Below are 14885 nucleotides of genomic sequence, written 5' to 3'. Positions count from 1 at the left end.
ACAGGCAAACAAAAACGCCCGGCTTATGCCGGGCGTTTTCGTCAATGCCTGTTTAACGAGCGCGGTAGGTGATGCGCCCTTTGCTCAGGTCATAGGGCGTCAGTTCTACACGCACTTTGTCACCGGTCAGAATACGGATGTAATTCTTGCGCATCTTGCCGGAGATATGCGCGGTTACGACGTGCCCGTTTTCCAACTCCACGCGGAACATGGTGTTGGGCAGGGTGTCGACGACAGTGCCTTCCATTTCGAAGCTGTCTTCTTTCGACATGCAGTAAAGCCCTCGGTATACAAATGAGTGGCCCGGTGCAAGTGGCGCCAGGCAAAAGCGGCGTGCATTGTGCCCGAAAAAACCAGTTTAAGCCAAGGGGTTCAATACAGAGTGACCCATCTTTGATTGGTAAGTAGCTCAATGGGCCGATATTGGGTCTTGTAATTCATCTTTTTGCAGTTTTTGATCCAGTAACCCAGGTACACCGCCTGCAGTTGAAGTCTGGCGGCTTCGGCGATCTGCCACAAAATCGCGTAACGGCCCAGACTGCGGCGCTCTTCATCAGGTTCGTAGAACGTGTAGACCGCGGAAAGGCCGTTGGGCAAAAGGTCGGTGACCGCAACTGCCAGCAGTCGTTGGTCGACGCGAAATTCGTAAAAACGCGAAAAGGGCAGGTCGCGAACCAGAAATGTCGAAAACTGCTCGCGGCTGGGTGGAAACATGTCGCCGTCAGCATGCCGTTGCTCTATGTAACGTTGATAAAGATCGAAATATTCCTCGGTGAAAGCCGGTCTGGCGCTTTGCACCTGTACATCGGCATTACGTTTCAAAATCCTTTTTTGCTGTCTGTCGGGTACAAACAGGTTCACGGGGATGCGTGCGGGCACGCAAGCGCTGCAGTTCTGGCAGTGGGGGCGGTAAAGATGATCGCCGCTACGGCGAAAGCCCATGTCCGAGAGGTCGGCGTAGACCTGCACATCCATTGGCTGGCTGGGGTCCAGAAACAGGGTCGTCGCCTGCTCTTCAGGCAGGTAACTGCAGGTGTGCGGTTGAGTGGCATAAAACTTCAGCCTCGCCAGCTCTGTCATGGTCGTCGCCTAATGGTAAATCCTTACCTGTGAGTGTATGCCAGCCTGTCAAACTCGCCTAGATGACCAGTCGGCACCGCTTGGCTGATCAAGATGCCGGGACAGATAGTCGGCAAAAGTCTGCCGAGGAATCGAGCGTGCGCCGAAGCTGTGAAGGTGTTGGGTCGGCATCTGGCAATCGATCAATACAAAACCCCAGTCAGTCAGGTGCTGCACCAGTGTGGCGAATCCGACTTTGGAGGCGTTGTCTGCACGGCTGAACATGGACTCACCGAAGAACAGCTGGCCCATTGCCAGGCCATACAGCCCGCCGACCAGTTCATCCTGATCCCAGACCTCGACGCTGTGCGCATGGCCGCGTCGGTGCAACTCAAGATAGGCATCCTGCATCGAGCCGGTGATCCAGGTTTCATTGGCGTAACTTCTCGGCGCAGCGCAGGCCTTGATCACGCTCGCAAAATCCCGGTCAAAGGTCACGTGGTAGCGAGACTGGCGCAACATTTTGCCGAGGCTGCGCGAAACATGCAGTTCTTCGGGAAACAGTACGGTACGCGGATCGGGAGACCACCAGAGAATCGGCTGGCCGTCCTGAAACCACGGAAAGCAGCCGTGCCGGTAGGCATTGATCAGGCGATCGGCTGACAGGTCTCCACCGGCGGCAAGTAATCCGTTGGGCTCGCGGAGGGCTTTCTCCAGTGGCGGGAAATCCAGGCTATTGCGGTTCAACCAGGTCAGCATGGCATCACAACTTTGCGGAAGGGGAGGGCGCACCGGCCTGTCAGTGCAACTCTGTGCGGCAGGCGTGGTCACAAGCGGTTGTCATTATGGCGCGTACCTGGCACATACGGTAGGGCAAGAGCGCGGCGATGATGGTGTAGCCCTTGAAGTTGTGGGCGGTTGATAGAAACACGTCATAAGCCTTTGTCACAAAACGGAATGCGTGCTCAAATTGAACATCATCAGCGAACATGAAAGCATGTCCCGCATTGCGGAACTGTCTGAAGTCGGTCTGACGCGTTTTCGTACAGACCCAAGCGCCCGTAAAGCCGTACAATGCCTGCTTTGGGCGTTATCATTCAAACGTCTGCCGAACGGGCTTCCCGATGTCTGCTATCCCTGTTCATGCGGGAGCATTCAGCGCCGTCCGACAGCCGTTTCTGGTCAATCAACGAGATGTTCGCGCTACAGCGCAGGAATTAAAGCGTTTTGAAGAAATCCACCCCAGCACCCAGCGCTGTTCCGCTTTGGCGGCAGCAATTGCACTACCGGCTCAAGGAAGGGGCCCTGATCGCCTTTGGCGCCCTGTGCCTGTACCTGATAATGGCATTGTTGACCTACGATCAGAGTGATCCCGGCTGGAGCCACACCAGCAGTAACGCCGCGCAGGTGCAGAACGCTGCGGGGCTTGCCGGTGCCTTCTGTGCCGATATCCTGTTCATGATCCTGGGCTATTTCGCCTATATTTTCCCGCTGCTGCTGGCAATCAAGGCCTGGCAGGTGTTTCGTCATCGTCACGAACCCTGGCAGTGGAGCGGCTGGCTCTTCTCCTGGCGTCTGATCGGGCTGGTATTCCTGATACTGGCGGGCGCGGCGCTGGCGCACATTCATTTTCACTTTTCGGCAGGCTTCCCGGGCTCTGCTGGCGGCGTGCTGGGCGAAGTGCTGGGCGATCTGGCCAAGAAAGCCCTGAACATCCAGGGCAGCACTTTGCTGTTCATCGCCCTGTTTCTATTCGGTCTGACAGTGTTTACCGACCTGTCGTGGTTCAAGGTCATGGACGTCACCGGCAAGATCACCCTTGACCTGTTCGAATTGTTCCAGGGGGCGGCGAACCGCTGGTGGACCGCCCGTGCCGAGCGCAAGCAGATGGTCGCGCAGTTGCGTGAAGTCGACATGCGCGTCAACGATGTGGTCGCGCCCGTTGCCCCTGACCGTCGCGAGCAGGCCAAGGCCAAAGAGCGCCTGATGGAGCGCGAAGTGTCGCTGAGCAAACACATGACCGAGCGTGAAAAGCACGTGCCTGCGGTTATTGCGCCAGCCCCTTCAAAGCCTGCAGAACCGAGCAAGAGGGTCATGAAGGAAAAACAGGCCCCGCTGTTCGTTGACAGCGCAGTCGAAGGCACCTTGCCGCCCATCTCCATCCTTGATCCGGCAGAAAAGAAGCAGCTCAACTACTCGCCAGAGTCCCTGGCGGCGGTCGGTCATCTGCTGGAAATCAAGCTCAAGGAATTTGGTGTCGAGGTCTCGGTTGACTCCATCCATCCCGGCCCGGTCATTACCCGTTACGAGATTCAGCCGGCCGCTGGCGTCAAGGTCAGTCGCATTGCCAACCTCGCCAAGGACCTTGCCCGCTCACTGGCGGTCACCAGCGTGCGCGTGGTCGAGGTGATCCCGGGCAAGACCACCGTCGGTATCGAGATCCCCAACGAAGACCGCCAGATCGTGCGCTTCTCCGAGGTGCTGTCGACCCCTGAATACGATAATGCCAAGTCGCCGGTCACCCTGGCGCTGGGCCACGACATCGGCGGCAAGCCGGTGATTACCGACCTGGCCAAGATGCCCCACTTGCTGGTGGCCGGTACGACCGGTTCCGGTAAGTCGGTTGGTGTCAACGCCATGATCCTGTCGATCCTGTTCAAGTCCGGCCCGGAAGACGCCAAGCTGATCATGATCGATCCGAAAATGCTTGAGCTGTCCATCTACGAAGGTATTCCGCACCTGTTGTGTCCGGTCGTTACCGACATGAAGGACGCTGCCAACGCCTTGCGCTGGAGCGTTGCCGAGATGGAACGCCGTTACAAGCTGATGGCGAAAATGGGTGTGCGTAACCTTTCGGGCTTCAACCAGAAGGTCAAGGATGCGCAGGATGCCGGGGAGCCACTTGCCGATCCGCTGTACAAGCGGGAAAGCATTCATGACGAAGCGCCGTTGCTGAGCAAGCTGCCGACCATCGTGGTAGTGGTGGATGAATTCGCCGACATGATGATGATCGTCGGCAAGAAGGTCGAAGAGCTGATCGCCCGTATCGCCCAGAAGGCTCGTGCGGCAGGTATCCACCTGATCCTCGCGACACAGCGTCCTTCGGTGGATGTGATTACCGGTCTGATCAAGGCCAACATCCCGACGCGCATGGCGTTTCAGGTGTCGAGCAAGATCGATTCCCGGACCATCATCGATCAGGGCGGTGCCGAACAACTGTTGGGCCATGGCGACATGCTATACATGCCGCCGGGCACCAGCCTGCCGATTCGCGTGCACGGCGCGTTTGTTTCCGACGAGGAAGTGCATCGCGTGGTAGAGGCCTGGAAACTGCGTGGTTCGCCTGACTACAACGACGATATTCTCGCCGGTGTGGAAGAGCCCGGCAGCGGCTTTGATGGCGGTGGCGGCGAAGGCAGTGAAGACAGCGAAAGCGACGCGCTTTACGATGAGGCGGTCAAGTTTGTACTCGAAAGCCGCCGCGCATCGATTTCCGCCGTGCAGCGCAAGCTGAAGATCGGCTATAACCGCGCAGCGCGCATGATCGAAGCGATGGAAATGGCTGGCGTCGTGACCTCCATGAATACCAACGGATCGCGTGAAGTTCTGGCTCCAGGACCGGTGCGCGACTGATTTTTATCACCCCGAACTGCGGCGGCAGCGTGCAAGTCACGCTGCCGCATCATCATCGACTTCAAAGAGGAATCCCATGCGTCTTATCCGCATGCTGTTGGCCACCGCACTGACCTTCTCCGTGATGTCCGCCCATGCCGACAGCAAGGACGTGGCACGCCTGACCCAGTTGCTGGAGAAATCCCAGACCCTGACCGCACGCTTCTCGCAATTGACACTGGACGGTGGCGGCACGCAATTGCAAGAGACTACCGGCGAAATGACGTTGCAGCGTCCAGGCCTGTTCAACTGGCACACCGATGCGCCACAGGAGCAGTTGATGGTTTCCGACGGCAAGAAAGTGTCGTTGTGGGACCCTGATCTGGAGCAGGTCACCATCAAGAAACTCGATCAGCGCCTGACCCAGACCCCAGCCTTGTTGCTGTCCGGTGACGTGTCGAAGATCAGCGAAAGCTTCGATATCACGGCGAAAGAGGCGGGTGGTGTGATCGACTTCGTGCTCAAGCCCAAGACCAAGGACACCCTGTTCGACAGCCTGCGTTTGTCATTTCGTAACGGCATCATCAACGACATGCAACTGATCGACAGCGTGGGCCAGCGCACCAATATCCTGTTCACCGGCGTCAAGGCCAACGAGCCTGTTGCGGCCAGCAAGTTTCAGTTCCAGATTCCCAAGGGTGCTGATGTCATTCAAGAGTAAAAGGGTTAATTCCTGATCATGGATCTGTTCAGCCGCGAACCGATAGCTCAGCCTCTGGCTGCACGTTTGCGTGCTACCAATCTGGATGAATACGTCGGTCAGGAGCACGTGCTTGCCCACGGCAAGCCTCTGCGTGAGGCGCTGGAGCAGGGTGCGCTGCATTCGATGATTTTCTGGGGCCCGCCCGGTGTGGGCAAGACTACCCTGGCGAGGCTGCTGGCCAAGGTGTCGGACGCGCATTTCGAGACTGTTTCCGCCGTGCTGGCGGGGGTCAAGGAAATTCGTCAGGCAGTGGAAGTCGCCAAACAGCAGGCCGGGCAATATGGCAAACGCACGATTCTGTTCGTCGACGAAGTGCACCGCTTCAACAAGTCGCAACAGGATGCGTTCCTGCCTTATGTCGAGGATGGCACGCTGATTTTTATCGGCGCTACTACCGAAAATCCTTCGTTCGAACTCAATAATGCCTTGTTGTCCCGTGCCCGTGTCTATGTGCTCAAAAGCCTGGACGAGGCGGCGCTGCGCAAACTGGTCCATCGTGCTCTGACCGAGGAGCGCGGGTTGGGCAAGCGCCAACTGACCCTGAGCGATGAAGGCTTCACGATTCTCATGGCCGCCGCTGATGGCGATGGTCGGCGCATGCTCAATCTTCTGGAAAACGCGTCCGATCTTGCCGAAGACGGCAGCGAGATCGACGTCGAGCTGCTGCAGAGCCTGCTGGGTGACAGCCGACGCCGCTTCGACAAGGGCGGCGAGGCGTTCTATGACCAGATATCGGCCTTGCACAAATCAATACGTGGTTCTGACCCCGACGCAGCCCTGTACTGGTTTGCCCGGATGATCGACGGCGGCTGCGATCCGCTGTATCTGGCGCGTCGCGTGGTGCGCATGGCCAGTGAAGATATCGGCAATGCAGATCCGCGCGCCTTGCCGCTGTGCATGTCGGCCTGGGACGTGCAGGAGCGTCTGGGCAGCCCCGAGGGCGAACTGGCGGTAGCGCAGGCCATCGTCTATCTGGCCTGTGCGCCAAAAAGCAACGCGGTCTACATGGCCTTCAAGGCAGCAATGCGCGAAGCCGGCGAGCATGGTTCGCTGGAGGTTCCGCTGCATTTGCGCAATGCGCCGACCAAGCTGATGAAGCAGCTCGGTTATGGCGAAGAATACCGATACGCCCATGACGAGCCTGAAGCCTATGCGGCGGGTGAGGACTACTTTCCGGACGAGCTGGAACCACGGCAGTATTACCAGCCTGTGCCACGCGGTCTGGAACTCAAGATCGGTGAGAAGCTCAGGCATCTGAGCGCATTGGACGATGCCAGTCCCCGCCAGCGGAGAAAGTGATGATTCAGACCATTCTTGCGGTGTCGATTGCCGGGATCGCTGGTACATTATTGCGTTTTGCAGCGGGTACCTGGGTAAGCGCCAACTGGCCACGACATTTTTACGCAGCAACGCTTGCGGTCAACATCGTAGGGTGCCTGATAATCGGCGTACTGTATGGATTGTTTTTGCTGCGCCCGGAAGTGCCCATCGAAATTCGTGCCGGCTTGATTGTCGGCTTTGTAGGCGGTCTGACGACCTTTTCATCCTTTTCACTGGATACGCTGCGCCTGCTGGAAAGCGGGCAAGTACCGCTGGCCCTTGGTTATGCCGGTATCAGCGTATTCGGCGGGCTGCTCGCAACCTGGGTTGGCCTGTCCCTGACCAGACTTTGATAGACGAGAGAACGATATGCTCGATTCCAAACTGTTACGTACTCAACTTCAGGACGTAGCGGATCGCCTGGCTTCCCGTGGCTTTACACTGGATGTGGCGCGCATTGAATCGCTGGAAGCCCAGCGCAAGGTGGTGCAGACCCGCACCGAACAGCTGCAGGCCGAGCGCAATGCACGTTCCAAGTCCATCGGTCAGGCCAAGCAGCGCGGCGAAGACATTGCGCCGTTGATGGCTGACGTCGAGCGCATGGGCAACGAGCTGAGCGAAGGCAAGGTCGAGCTGGACGGCATTCAGGCCGAGCTGGATGCGCTGGTGCTGAGCATTCCGAACCTGCCTCACGAATCGGTGCCGGTCGGTGCTGACGAAGAAGGCAACGTCGAAGTGCGTCGCTGGGGTACGCCGACTGCCTTCGATTTCGAGGTCAAGGATCACGTCGCTCTGGGCGAGAAGTTCGGCTGGCTGGATTTCGAGACCGCTGCCAAGCTGTCCGGTGCGCGTTTTGCGTTGCTGCGTGGCCCAATCGCGCGCCTGCACCGTGCGCTGGCGCAGTTCATGATCAATCTGCATATCAACGAACACGGTTACGAAGAGACCTACACGCCTTACCTGGTGCAGGCACCTGCGTTGCAGGGTACGGGCCAGTTGCCCAAGTTCGAGGAAGACCTGTTCAAGATCACCCGCGAAGGCGAAGCTGATCTGTACCTGATTCCGACCGCGGAAGTATCGTTGACCAACATCGTGTCGGGTGAAATTCTTGATGCCAAACAGCTGCCTCTCAAGTTTGTTGCCCATACCCCTTGCTTCCGCAGCGAAGCGGGCGCGTCGGGTCGTGACACGCGGGGCATGATCCGCCAACACCAGTTCGACAAGGTCGAGATGGTTCAGATTGTTGCGCCTGAGGACTCCATGGCTGCGCTTGAATCGCTGACCGGCAACGCCGAGCGCGTTCTGCAGTTGCTGGAACTGCCGTACCGTACGCTGGCGCTGTGCACCGGCGACATGGGTTTCAGTGCCGTGAAGACCTACGACCTGGAAGTGTGGATTCCAAGCCAGGACAAGTACCGCGAAATCTCTTCGTGCTCCAACTGCGGTGATTTCCAGGCGCGCCGCATGCAGGCCCGCTGGCGCAATCCGGAAACCGGTAAGCCGGAACTGGTCCACACCCTCAACGGGTCGGGGCTGGCGGTGGGTCGTACACTGGTCGCGGTGCTGGAAAACTACCAGCAGGCGGATGGGTCGATTCGTGTGCCCGAGGTGCTCAAGCCTTACATGGGCGGCCTTGAGGTCATCGGTTAAATGGAATTTCTGCCGCTGTTCCATAACCTGCGTGGCAGCCGGGTGCTGGTGGTCGGCGGTGGTGAAATTGCCCTGCGCAAATCACGCCTGATTGCCGACGCTGGCGCAGTGCTGCGCGTGGTTGCGCCAGAAATCGAGGCCCAACTGAGCGAGCTGGTCGTCCAGAGCGGCGGTGAGATGATCCTGCGTGGCTACAGCGAAAGCGACCTTGATGGTTGTGTGCTGATTATTGCCGCGACCGATGACGAGCCGCTCAACGCCCAGGTTTCCCATGACGCCCGGCTGCGCTGCGTTCCGGTCAATGTGGTGGATGCCCCGGCGTTGTGTACGGTTATCTTTCCGGCGATTGTCGACCGCTCGCCATTGGTGATCGCTGTGTCCAGTGGCGGCGATGCGCCGGTGCTGGCACGTCTGATCCGTGCCAAGCTGGAAACCTGGATTCCCTCCACCTACGGGCAGCTCGCCGGGCTGGCTGCGCGCTTTCGCAATCAGGTCAAAGGTCTGTTTCCGAATGTGCAGCAACGCCGAGCGTTCTGGGAAGATGTTTTTCAGGGTGCCATTGCCGACCGCCAGTTGGCCGGGCAGGGGGCCGAGGCCGAGCGTCTGCTGATCGCCAAGATCGCTGGCGAGCCGCCGCCGGAGACCGGCGAGGTGTATCTGGTCGGTGCTGGCCCCGGTGATCCTGACTTGCTGACCTTCCGTGCCTTGCGCCTGATGCAGCAAGCGGATGTGGTGCTGTATGACCGCCTTGTCGCGCCGACGATTCTTGACCTGTGCCGTCGCGATGCCGAGCGTGTCTATGTCGGCAAGCGTCGTGCAGAGCATGCTGTTCCGCAGGAGCAGATCAACCAGCAGTTGGTTGCACTGGCCAAGCAAGGCAAGCGGGTAGTGCGCCTCAAAGGCGGCGATCCGTTTATCTTCGGCCGTGGCGGCGAGGAAATCGAAGAACTGGCTGCGCATGGCATTCCGTTTCAGGTGGTTCCAGGTATTACCGCCGCCAGCGGTTGTGCGGCGTATGCCGGTATACCGCTGACGCACCGTGATCATGCACAGTCTGTGCGTTTCATTACCGGTCACTTGAAAGATGGTACAACAGACCTGCCTTGGTCAGAGCTGGTTGCGCCTGCTCAGACGCTGGTGTTTTACATGGGGCTGATCGGTTTGCCGGTCATCTGTGAAGAGCTGATCAGGCATGGTCGCTCTGCCGATACGCCTGCTGCGCTGGTCCAGCAGGGCACGACGGTCAATCAGCGTGTGTTTACCGGCACTCTGGCCAATCTGCCGCAACTGGTTGCCGAGCATGAGGTGCATGCGCCAACGCTGGTAATCATCGGCGAAGTGGTCAAGTTGCGTGAAAAACTGGCATGGTTCGAAGGGGCTCAGGCGACTGTCTGAAGCCGATTGCGGATAGCCCGTTCGGGCTATCCATCCTTTTTTGCCAATCTGTCAATTGCTCCAGACACCCTCACCGGACAGCCGCTGCCGGTCGTGACCTGCCTGCAGATCAAGCGCTGGCCCCTTGGGTATGATGCCGGTCGGGTTGATGGTGCGATGGCTCGCGTAGTAGTGGCCCTTGATGTGCTCGAAGTTCACGGTCTCCGCGATACCTGGCCATTGGTACAACTCACGTAGCCAATTGCTGAGGTTCGGGTAATCCGCGATGCGCCGCAGGTTGCACTTGAAGTGGCTGTAATACACCGCATCGAAGCGCACGATGGTGGTGAACAGGCGTATGTCGGCTTCGGTCAGGTGCTTCCCTGTCAGGTAGCGCTTTTCCCCGAGCAGGTTTTCCAGCACGTCCAGTTCGGCAAACACATCATTGAATGCATCTTCGTATGCCCCCTGTGAGGTGGCGAACCCGGCCCTGTAGACACCGTTGTTGACGTTCGGATAAATCTGCTCGTTGAGCTCGTCGATGCTCGCCCGCAAGGCTTGCGGATAAAAATCCAGCGTGTTGCCGGTCAGTTCGTCGAATGCGTCATTGAACATGCGAATGATTTCCGCAGACTCATTGCTGACGATGCATTTCCGCTGTTTGTCCCACAGCACAGGGACAGTAACGCGTCCGGTATAGCTGGGATCATCGGCCGTATAGCGTTGGTGAAAGAACTGGAAATCATCCAGCGCATCGCCGCTGGAGCCTTTCTGCTGATCAAAAGTCCAGCCATTTTCCAGCATCAGCCAACTGACCACTGAAACACCGATCAGACTTTCCAGGCCTTTGAGCTTGCGTACGATCAGCGTGCGGTGTGCCCACGGGCATGCCAGTGAGACATACAAGTGGTAGCGGCCGGCCTGTGCAGCAAAACCGCCCTCACCGGATGGCCCCGCTTGTCCATCGGCTGTGACCCAGTTGCGTCGTTGCGCGTTTTCTCGCTGAAAGGCGCCATCTTTGCTGCTTTCGTACCACTGGTCTTGCCAGTGTCCTTCGACCAGAAGGCCCATGTCTGACTCCCATTTCCAGGTTATAGAGCTTGGAGGTCAGCCAGGGCGCATCGGTTCGACCGAAAAAGCGCAAGATTATGGGGGCTGGTGATCGTCACAGCCGATAGGTCAGAGGTTCTTGTCGCGGCGATCCCAGAACACTCGGGCTTGCTCGAACGCTTCGTCGCGAGCGACACCCAGGCCGCGCAGGGCAAGCGCGATGGTCGATATCAACGCCAGTTGCGGGTAGCTGTCTTCGATTTCCCCGCGCCACAAGGCCAACAGTTGCTGCGGGTCGAGTGTCGCTGGTTTTACGTGACGGCGCGGCGAAAGCGCTGGCCACTCCTCGTCCCAAGGCTGGCCGCCAGTGGTGCCGTACAAATGGCTGATAGTGTCCGGGTTGATCTCGATTTCGCCACCGTCACCCTTGACCACAATGGCGTTGTCGCCCAGCAGGCTGCTGGCATCGCGATGCACGCTCTGATAGCCCGGATGAAAGATGCTTTGCAGGCCGCAACGGGCCTGAAGCGGGTTGAGAATGCGTGCCAGAGAATGAATGGGGGAGCGCAGGCCCAGCGTGTTGCGTAGATCAATCATGCGTTGCAGCTGTGGTGCCCAGTCCCCTAGCGGAATGAACGCTATATTGCCTTGCTCAAGCGAGGTTTCGACTGCCGACCAGTTGCGGCACAGGGGAATATTCAGCAGGCCGAGCAATTGTTCGGTGTACAGGCGTCCCGCAGTATGGGCACCGCCGCCGTGCAGGAGGATCTTCACGCCGTTTTGCGCCAGACACTTGGCCGCCAGCAAGTACCACGGCAGATGACGCTTTTTCCCCGCGTAGGTCGGCCAGTCGATATCGACCTGAATCGCCGGAGCATTGAGGCGTTCGCGCACGGCTTCGGTAAACCCCGCCAGTTCCTCGGGGCTTTCTTCCTTATGGCGCAGCAGCATCAGAAAAGCCCCGAGCTGGGTGTCCTCGACTTTTTCATCGAGCAACATACCCATGGCCTCTCGCGCTTCTTCGCGCGTCAGGTTGCGCGCACCGCGTTTGCCTTTGCCCAGGATGCGCACAAATGTCGCAAAGGGATGTTCTTCAGGTGTTTCGGTAACAAGCGCGGTGTAATCGTTCATATGCAATTGGTCGGTTTAGGCAGGCCCGCCAGCTTGGCGGCGAGTTTGGCGGGAGTGCCGTTGAACAGGCGGTTGAGGTGCATGCTGTTGCCTTTTTCCGTACCCAGCTTCAGTGCGGTGTATTTGATCAGCGGCCGAGTGGCCGGCGAAAGCTGAAACTCGGCGTAGAAATCCCGCAGCAACTGGAGGATTTCTACGTGCTCGGCACTCAGGGCGATACCTTCCTCGGCGGACAGGGCGTGTGCGACGTCCAGCGACCAGTCGTTGAGGTCCTGCAGAAAGCCATCCTTGTCCAGTTCGATGCTGTGCCCGTCAATCGTCAACTGTTTCATAGCCAGGTATTGACCTTGTCGAAGCGTAAGGACAGTTCCACGAAGGCAGGGTAGTCGATGCTGTTTACTCCGGTGGGCAGTGGCAGATTGCGTGCCTTGATGTCTTCATCAAGCACAAATAACTGCAATGAATCGACCAGGGGCTGTAGGGATTTCAATGGTGCGCATGACGGCGTCAGTGCATAAGTAGCGTCGCCACAGAGCAATACGCCGTCGTCACGGCCCAGCAGGCGCAGGCAGCTGTCCAGTCGGGTGTCGGCAAAAGGCGAATGGGAGAGAACGTGCAAAGTAGCCATCAGATCGTAATCACCTCGTCGTAGCGGTCAAAAAGTGCCGACAGTTCGGAGCGTGTGTACAACTGACTGATTTCTTCGCTCAATGCGCTGGCAGGGATGCCGCGCTCGGTCAGGCTTTGCCCGCAGGCATACAGGTCTTCAACGCCGAACATCGACAGGGCCTTGAGGTTTGCGGTCAGGTCTTTCTGTTGCAGGGCGGCGGGCAACTGCTTCGGCGACAACTGGAAAACCCCGTCATCCAGAAACAGCAGTCCGACCGACAGATCGAATGCACCACCCGCCAGCACGATGTCCAGCGCTTCACGGGCACCGGGACCGGACCACGGCGACTGGCGGCTGACTACCAATAATGATCTGGGCATGTCACGGCCCTCCAAAGCAGATCAAACGATCAGCCGATTGCACGGCATCGTGCAACTGCCCCAGCCCAGACAATTCCCAAGGCTCCCGCAGATTCGCCGCTGGCCGCTGATAACGCTCGGCCTCTTGGGCATCAAGCACGCCACGACGCAGCGCGGCGGCGATGCATACCACGCCATCCAGGTGGTGTTCGGCGATGAAGTCACGCCATTGCAGGGCCATATCCTGCTCATCCTGAGGCGTCACGACATTGGCCGACGCGCTGTGTACGCCGTCCTGATAAAAAAACAACCGGACGATCTCATGTCCGCCTGCGAGTACGGCTTTGGCGAACAGCAAGGCTCTTCGCGAGGAGGGCGCATGGGCGGCGGAAAAAAGTGAGATGGCGAATTTCATGATCGGCTCTGCCAACAAAACATCCGCAATGATAAAGAATTCAAGGGCCGACGTGTGAGTTTGGCGCGGTTCGACCTGTAAGCGCTGGGTCAGGGCGCAACCGTCTGAGTGTCGATTGATGTTAATCGGGCATCAATCGATGAAAACATAGCACTTATCGTTTCAAAGTGTGTCCGGCAGACTCCTTCCCCATAAGCGCTTACAACACTCTAATAAGATCGCTGGAGAACACTGATGCACAGCTCATCCCCATCAGGAACAGGCAACACCCGGTCGAAGGCCGGAGCAGTATTTCGCGTCACTTCAGGCAACTTCCTCGAGCAATTCGACTTCTTCCTGTTTGGCTTTTACGCCACCCAGATCGCCTCCGCATTTTTCCCGGCCAGCAGTGAGTTTGCTTCGCTGATGATGACCTTCGCGGTCTTCGGTGCGGGCTTCCTGATGCGCCCGTTGGGTGCCGTTATTCTGGGCGCTTACATCGATGACGTGGGCCGGCGCAAAGGCTTGATCGTGACTCTGTCGATCATGGCCAGTGGCACGTTACTGATTGTCCTGGTGCCCGGTTACGCGAGCATCGGCTTGTGGGCACCGGCATTGGTGCTGGTCGGTCGCTTGCTGCAAGGCTTTTCCGCAGGCGCGGAATTGGGCGGCGTGTCGGTGTATCTGGCAGAGATGGCGACACCCGGCCGCAAGGGCTTCTACACCAGTTGGCAGTCAGGCAGCCAGCAGGTGGCAATCGTTGTCGCCGCCGCGCTGGGTTACGGCTTGAACCAATGGATGACACCTGCTGCTGTCGCCGACTGGGGCTGGAGAATTCCGTTCGCCATCGGCTGCCTGATCATCCCGTTCATTTTCCTGCTACGCCGCAGCCTGCAGGAAACCGAAGAGTTCGCCACGCGCGCTCACCGTCCGACCATGCGACAGGTGTTCGCGACGCTGCTGCAAAACTGGCGCGTGGTGATTGCCGGCATGCTGATGGTGGCGATGACTACCACCACGTTTTACCTGATCACCATTTATGCACCGACATTCGGCAAAACCGTACTCAATCTGAGTACCTCCGATGCGCTGCTGGTGACGTTGCTGGTCGGTGTCTCCAACTTTATCTGGCTGCCGGTCGGCGGCATGTTGAGCGACCGTTTCGGACGCAAGCCGCTGCTGGTAGCGATGACGCTGCTGACCATCATCAGCGCTTATCCGGCGCTGTCCTTTCTCGCTCAGGCGCCAAGCTTTGCTCATATGCTGGAAGTGCTGTTGTGGTTCTCGTTTCTCTACGGTTTGTATAACGGCGCGATGATTCCGGCGCTGACTGAAATCATGCCGGTAGAGGTGCGGGTGGCCGGTTTTTCTCTGGCCTATAGCCTGGCGACAGCAGTTTTCGGCGGTTTCACCCCGGCAATCTCGACCTGGTTGATCCATCTGACCGGTGACAAGGCTGCACCTGCTTACTGGATGACGTTCGCTGCAGCTTGCGCGCTTGGCGCGACCCTGGTGCTCTACCGGCACCTTTCGGTTCGCCCGCAACTGGCTGTTTAATAAAGG

General features: G+C 58.4%; 17 protein-coding genes. 7 read left to right on the top strand and 10 right to left on the bottom strand.

Annotated features, from left to right (window positions below; translation table 11 throughout):
• Window positions 1–52: 52 nt before the first annotated feature.
• The 4 genes from infA to RYB66_RS15980 all read right to left on the bottom strand — a co-directional run bounded on the left by infA (window position 53) and on the right by RYB66_RS15980 (window position 2050).
• The gene (infA, locus tag RYB66_RS15995; protein ID WP_002553999.1) at window positions 53–271 is read right to left on the bottom strand and encodes a translation initiation factor IF-1; all 219 of its coding nucleotides are present in this window, start codon (window positions 269–271) and stop codon (window positions 53–55) included.
• Between the two features lie 101 nt (window positions 272–372).
• A complete protein-coding gene (locus tag RYB66_RS15990) occupies window positions 373–1080 on the bottom strand; it encodes an arginyltransferase (protein WP_004659516.1) in 708 nt (235 codons plus the stop codon).
• A 48-nt stretch (window positions 1081–1128) separates the two neighbouring features.
• Window positions 1129–1818, bottom strand: coding sequence for a leucyl/phenylalanyl-tRNA--protein transferase (gene aat / locus RYB66_RS15985; RefSeq protein ID WP_005731880.1), 690 nt, complete (start codon window positions 1816–1818; stop codon window positions 1129–1131).
• 40 nt (window positions 1819–1858) lie between these two features.
• Complete coding sequence (locus RYB66_RS15980) at window positions 1859–2050, bottom strand: hypothetical protein (RefSeq protein WP_005745701.1); 192 nt, start codon at window positions 2048–2050, stop codon at window positions 1859–1861.
• A gap of 236 nt (window positions 2051–2286) precedes the next feature.
• Between RYB66_RS15980 and ftsK the strand changes: the two genes are divergently transcribed.
• The 6 genes from ftsK (at window position 2287) to cysG (ending at window position 9799) form a co-directional block, all read left to right on the top strand.
• A complete protein-coding gene (gene ftsK / locus RYB66_RS15975; RefSeq protein ID WP_117140781.1) occupies window positions 2287–4692 on the top strand; it encodes a DNA translocase FtsK in 2406 nt (801 codons plus the stop codon).
• Between the two features lie 76 nt (window positions 4693–4768).
• A complete protein-coding gene (gene lolA, locus RYB66_RS15970; protein WP_002553995.1) occupies window positions 4769–5392 on the top strand; it encodes an outer membrane lipoprotein chaperone LolA in 624 nt (207 codons plus the stop codon).
• A gap of 18 nt (window positions 5393–5410) precedes the next feature.
• Entirely contained in the window at window positions 5411–6733 is a 1323-nt protein-coding gene (locus RYB66_RS15965) for a replication-associated recombination protein A (RefSeq protein WP_002553994.1), read from the top strand.
• The gene (gene crcB, locus RYB66_RS15960; RefSeq protein WP_002553993.1) at window positions 6733–7107 is read left to right on the top strand and encodes a fluoride efflux transporter CrcB; all 375 of its coding nucleotides are present in this window, start codon (window positions 6733–6735) and stop codon (window positions 7105–7107) included. The genes RYB66_RS15965 and crcB overlap by 1 nt, the downstream gene beginning before the upstream one ends.
• A 16-nt stretch (window positions 7108–7123) precedes the next feature.
• Entirely contained in the window at window positions 7124–8404 is a 1281-nt protein-coding gene (serS, locus tag RYB66_RS15955; RefSeq protein ID WP_002553992.1) for a serine--tRNA ligase, read from the top strand.
• A complete protein-coding gene (gene cysG, locus RYB66_RS15950; protein WP_016982230.1) occupies window positions 8405–9799 on the top strand; it encodes a siroheme synthase CysG in 1395 nt (464 codons plus the stop codon).
• A gap of 51 nt (window positions 9800–9850) precedes the next feature.
• Here cysG and RYB66_RS15945 read toward each other — a convergent pair whose 3' ends face one another.
• The 6 genes from RYB66_RS15945 to tusD form a co-directional block, all read right to left on the bottom strand.
• Window positions 9851–10849: a glutathione S-transferase family protein gene (locus RYB66_RS15945; RefSeq protein WP_016982229.1), complete on the bottom strand. Its 999-nt coding sequence runs from the start codon at window positions 10847–10849 to the stop codon at window positions 9851–9853.
• A 108-nt stretch (window positions 10850–10957) separates the two neighbouring features.
• Entirely contained in the window at window positions 10958–11959 is a 1002-nt protein-coding gene (locus RYB66_RS15940) for a glycosyl transferase family protein (protein ID WP_005755650.1), read from the bottom strand.
• Window positions 11956–12291, bottom strand: a complete 336-nt coding sequence (locus RYB66_RS15935) for a TusE/DsrC/DsvC family sulfur relay protein (protein WP_016982226.1) — start codon at window positions 12289–12291, stop codon at window positions 11956–11958. The genes RYB66_RS15940 and RYB66_RS15935 overlap by 4 nt, the downstream gene beginning before the upstream one ends.
• A complete protein-coding gene (gene tusB / locus RYB66_RS15930; protein ID WP_005745694.1) occupies window positions 12288–12587 on the bottom strand; it encodes a sulfurtransferase complex subunit TusB in 300 nt (99 codons plus the stop codon). Before tusB ends, RYB66_RS15935 begins: the two co-directional genes overlap by 4 nt.
• Window positions 12587–12949, bottom strand: coding sequence for a sulfurtransferase complex subunit TusC (gene tusC / locus RYB66_RS15925; protein WP_117140779.1), 363 nt, complete (start codon window positions 12947–12949; stop codon window positions 12587–12589). Before tusC ends, tusB begins: the two co-directional genes overlap by 1 nt.
• 1 nt (window position 12950) lies before the next feature.
• Window positions 12951–13343 carry a sulfurtransferase complex subunit TusD gene (tusD, locus tag RYB66_RS15920; protein WP_002553985.1) on the bottom strand — a complete coding sequence of 131 codons (393 nt, stop codon included), beginning with the start codon at window positions 13341–13343 and terminating at the stop codon, window positions 12951–12953.
• A 234-nt stretch (window positions 13344–13577) separates the two neighbouring features.
• On the opposite strand from tusD, the gene RYB66_RS15915 reads away from it, so the two are divergent.
• Complete coding sequence (locus RYB66_RS15915; protein WP_044345597.1) at window positions 13578–14879, top strand: MFS transporter; 1302 nt, start codon at window positions 13578–13580, stop codon at window positions 14877–14879.
• Window positions 14880–14885 lie beyond the last annotated feature (6 nt).

This window comes from Pseudomonas syringae group sp. 243L2 (assembly GCF_032587875.1).
GTDB lineage: Bacteria > Pseudomonadota > Gammaproteobacteria > Pseudomonadales > Pseudomonadaceae > Aquipseudomonas > Aquipseudomonas amygdali.
Note: the sequence above shows the minus strand (reverse complement) of the source record. Positions and strands in the feature narration are given on the sequence as shown.

Bases quoted from the DNA above. Each gene is read 5' to 3' on its own strand.
- cysG (WP_016982230.1), top strand. From the start codon at position 8,405: ATGGAATTTCTGCCGCTGTTCCATAACCTGCGTGGCAGCCGGGTGCTG.
- aat (WP_005731880.1), bottom strand. From the start codon at position 1,818: ATGCTGACCTGGTTGAACCGCAATAGCCTGGATTTCCCGCCACTGGAG.
- lolA (WP_002553995.1), top strand. From the start codon at position 4,769: ATGCGTCTTATCCGCATGCTGTTGGCCACCGCACTGACCTTCTCCGTG.
- tusD (WP_002553985.1), bottom strand. From the start codon at position 13,343: ATGAAATTCGCCATCTCACTTTTTTCCGCCGCCCATGCGCCCTCCTCG.
- RYB66_RS15940 (WP_005755650.1), bottom strand. From the start codon at position 11,959: ATGAACGATTACACCGCGCTTGTTACCGAAACACCTGAAGAACATCCC.
- RYB66_RS15990 (WP_004659516.1), bottom strand. From the start codon at position 1,080: ATGACAGAGCTGGCGAGGCTGAAGTTTTATGCCACTCAACCGCACACC.
- RYB66_RS15965 (WP_002553994.1), top strand. From the start codon at position 5,411: ATGGATCTGTTCAGCCGCGAACCGATAGCTCAGCCTCTGGCTGCACGT.
- tusC (WP_117140779.1), bottom strand. From the start codon at position 12,949: ATGCCCAGATCATTATTGGTAGTCAGCCGCCAGTCGCCGTGGTCCGGT.
- RYB66_RS15945 (WP_016982229.1), bottom strand. From the start codon at position 10,849: ATGGGCCTTCTGGTCGAAGGACACTGGCAAGACCAGTGGTACGAAAGC.
- tusB (WP_005745694.1), bottom strand. From the start codon at position 12,587: ATGGCTACTTTGCACGTTCTCTCCCATTCGCCTTTTGCCGACACCCGA.
- serS (WP_002553992.1), top strand. From the start codon at position 7,124: ATGCTCGATTCCAAACTGTTACGTACTCAACTTCAGGACGTAGCGGAT.
- RYB66_RS15935 (WP_016982226.1), bottom strand. From the start codon at position 12,291: ATGAAACAGTTGACGATTGACGGGCACAGCATCGAACTGGACAAGGAT.
- crcB (WP_002553993.1), top strand. From the start codon at position 6,733: ATGATTCAGACCATTCTTGCGGTGTCGATTGCCGGGATCGCTGGTACA.
- RYB66_RS15980 (WP_005745701.1), bottom strand. From the start codon at position 2,050: ATGTTCGCTGATGATGTTCAATTTGAGCACGCATTCCGTTTTGTGACA.
- infA (WP_002553999.1), bottom strand. From the start codon at position 271: ATGTCGAAAGAAGACAGCTTCGAAATGGAAGGCACTGTCGTCGACACC.
- RYB66_RS15915 (WP_044345597.1), top strand. From the start codon at position 13,578: ATGCACAGCTCATCCCCATCAGGAACAGGCAACACCCGGTCGAAGGCC.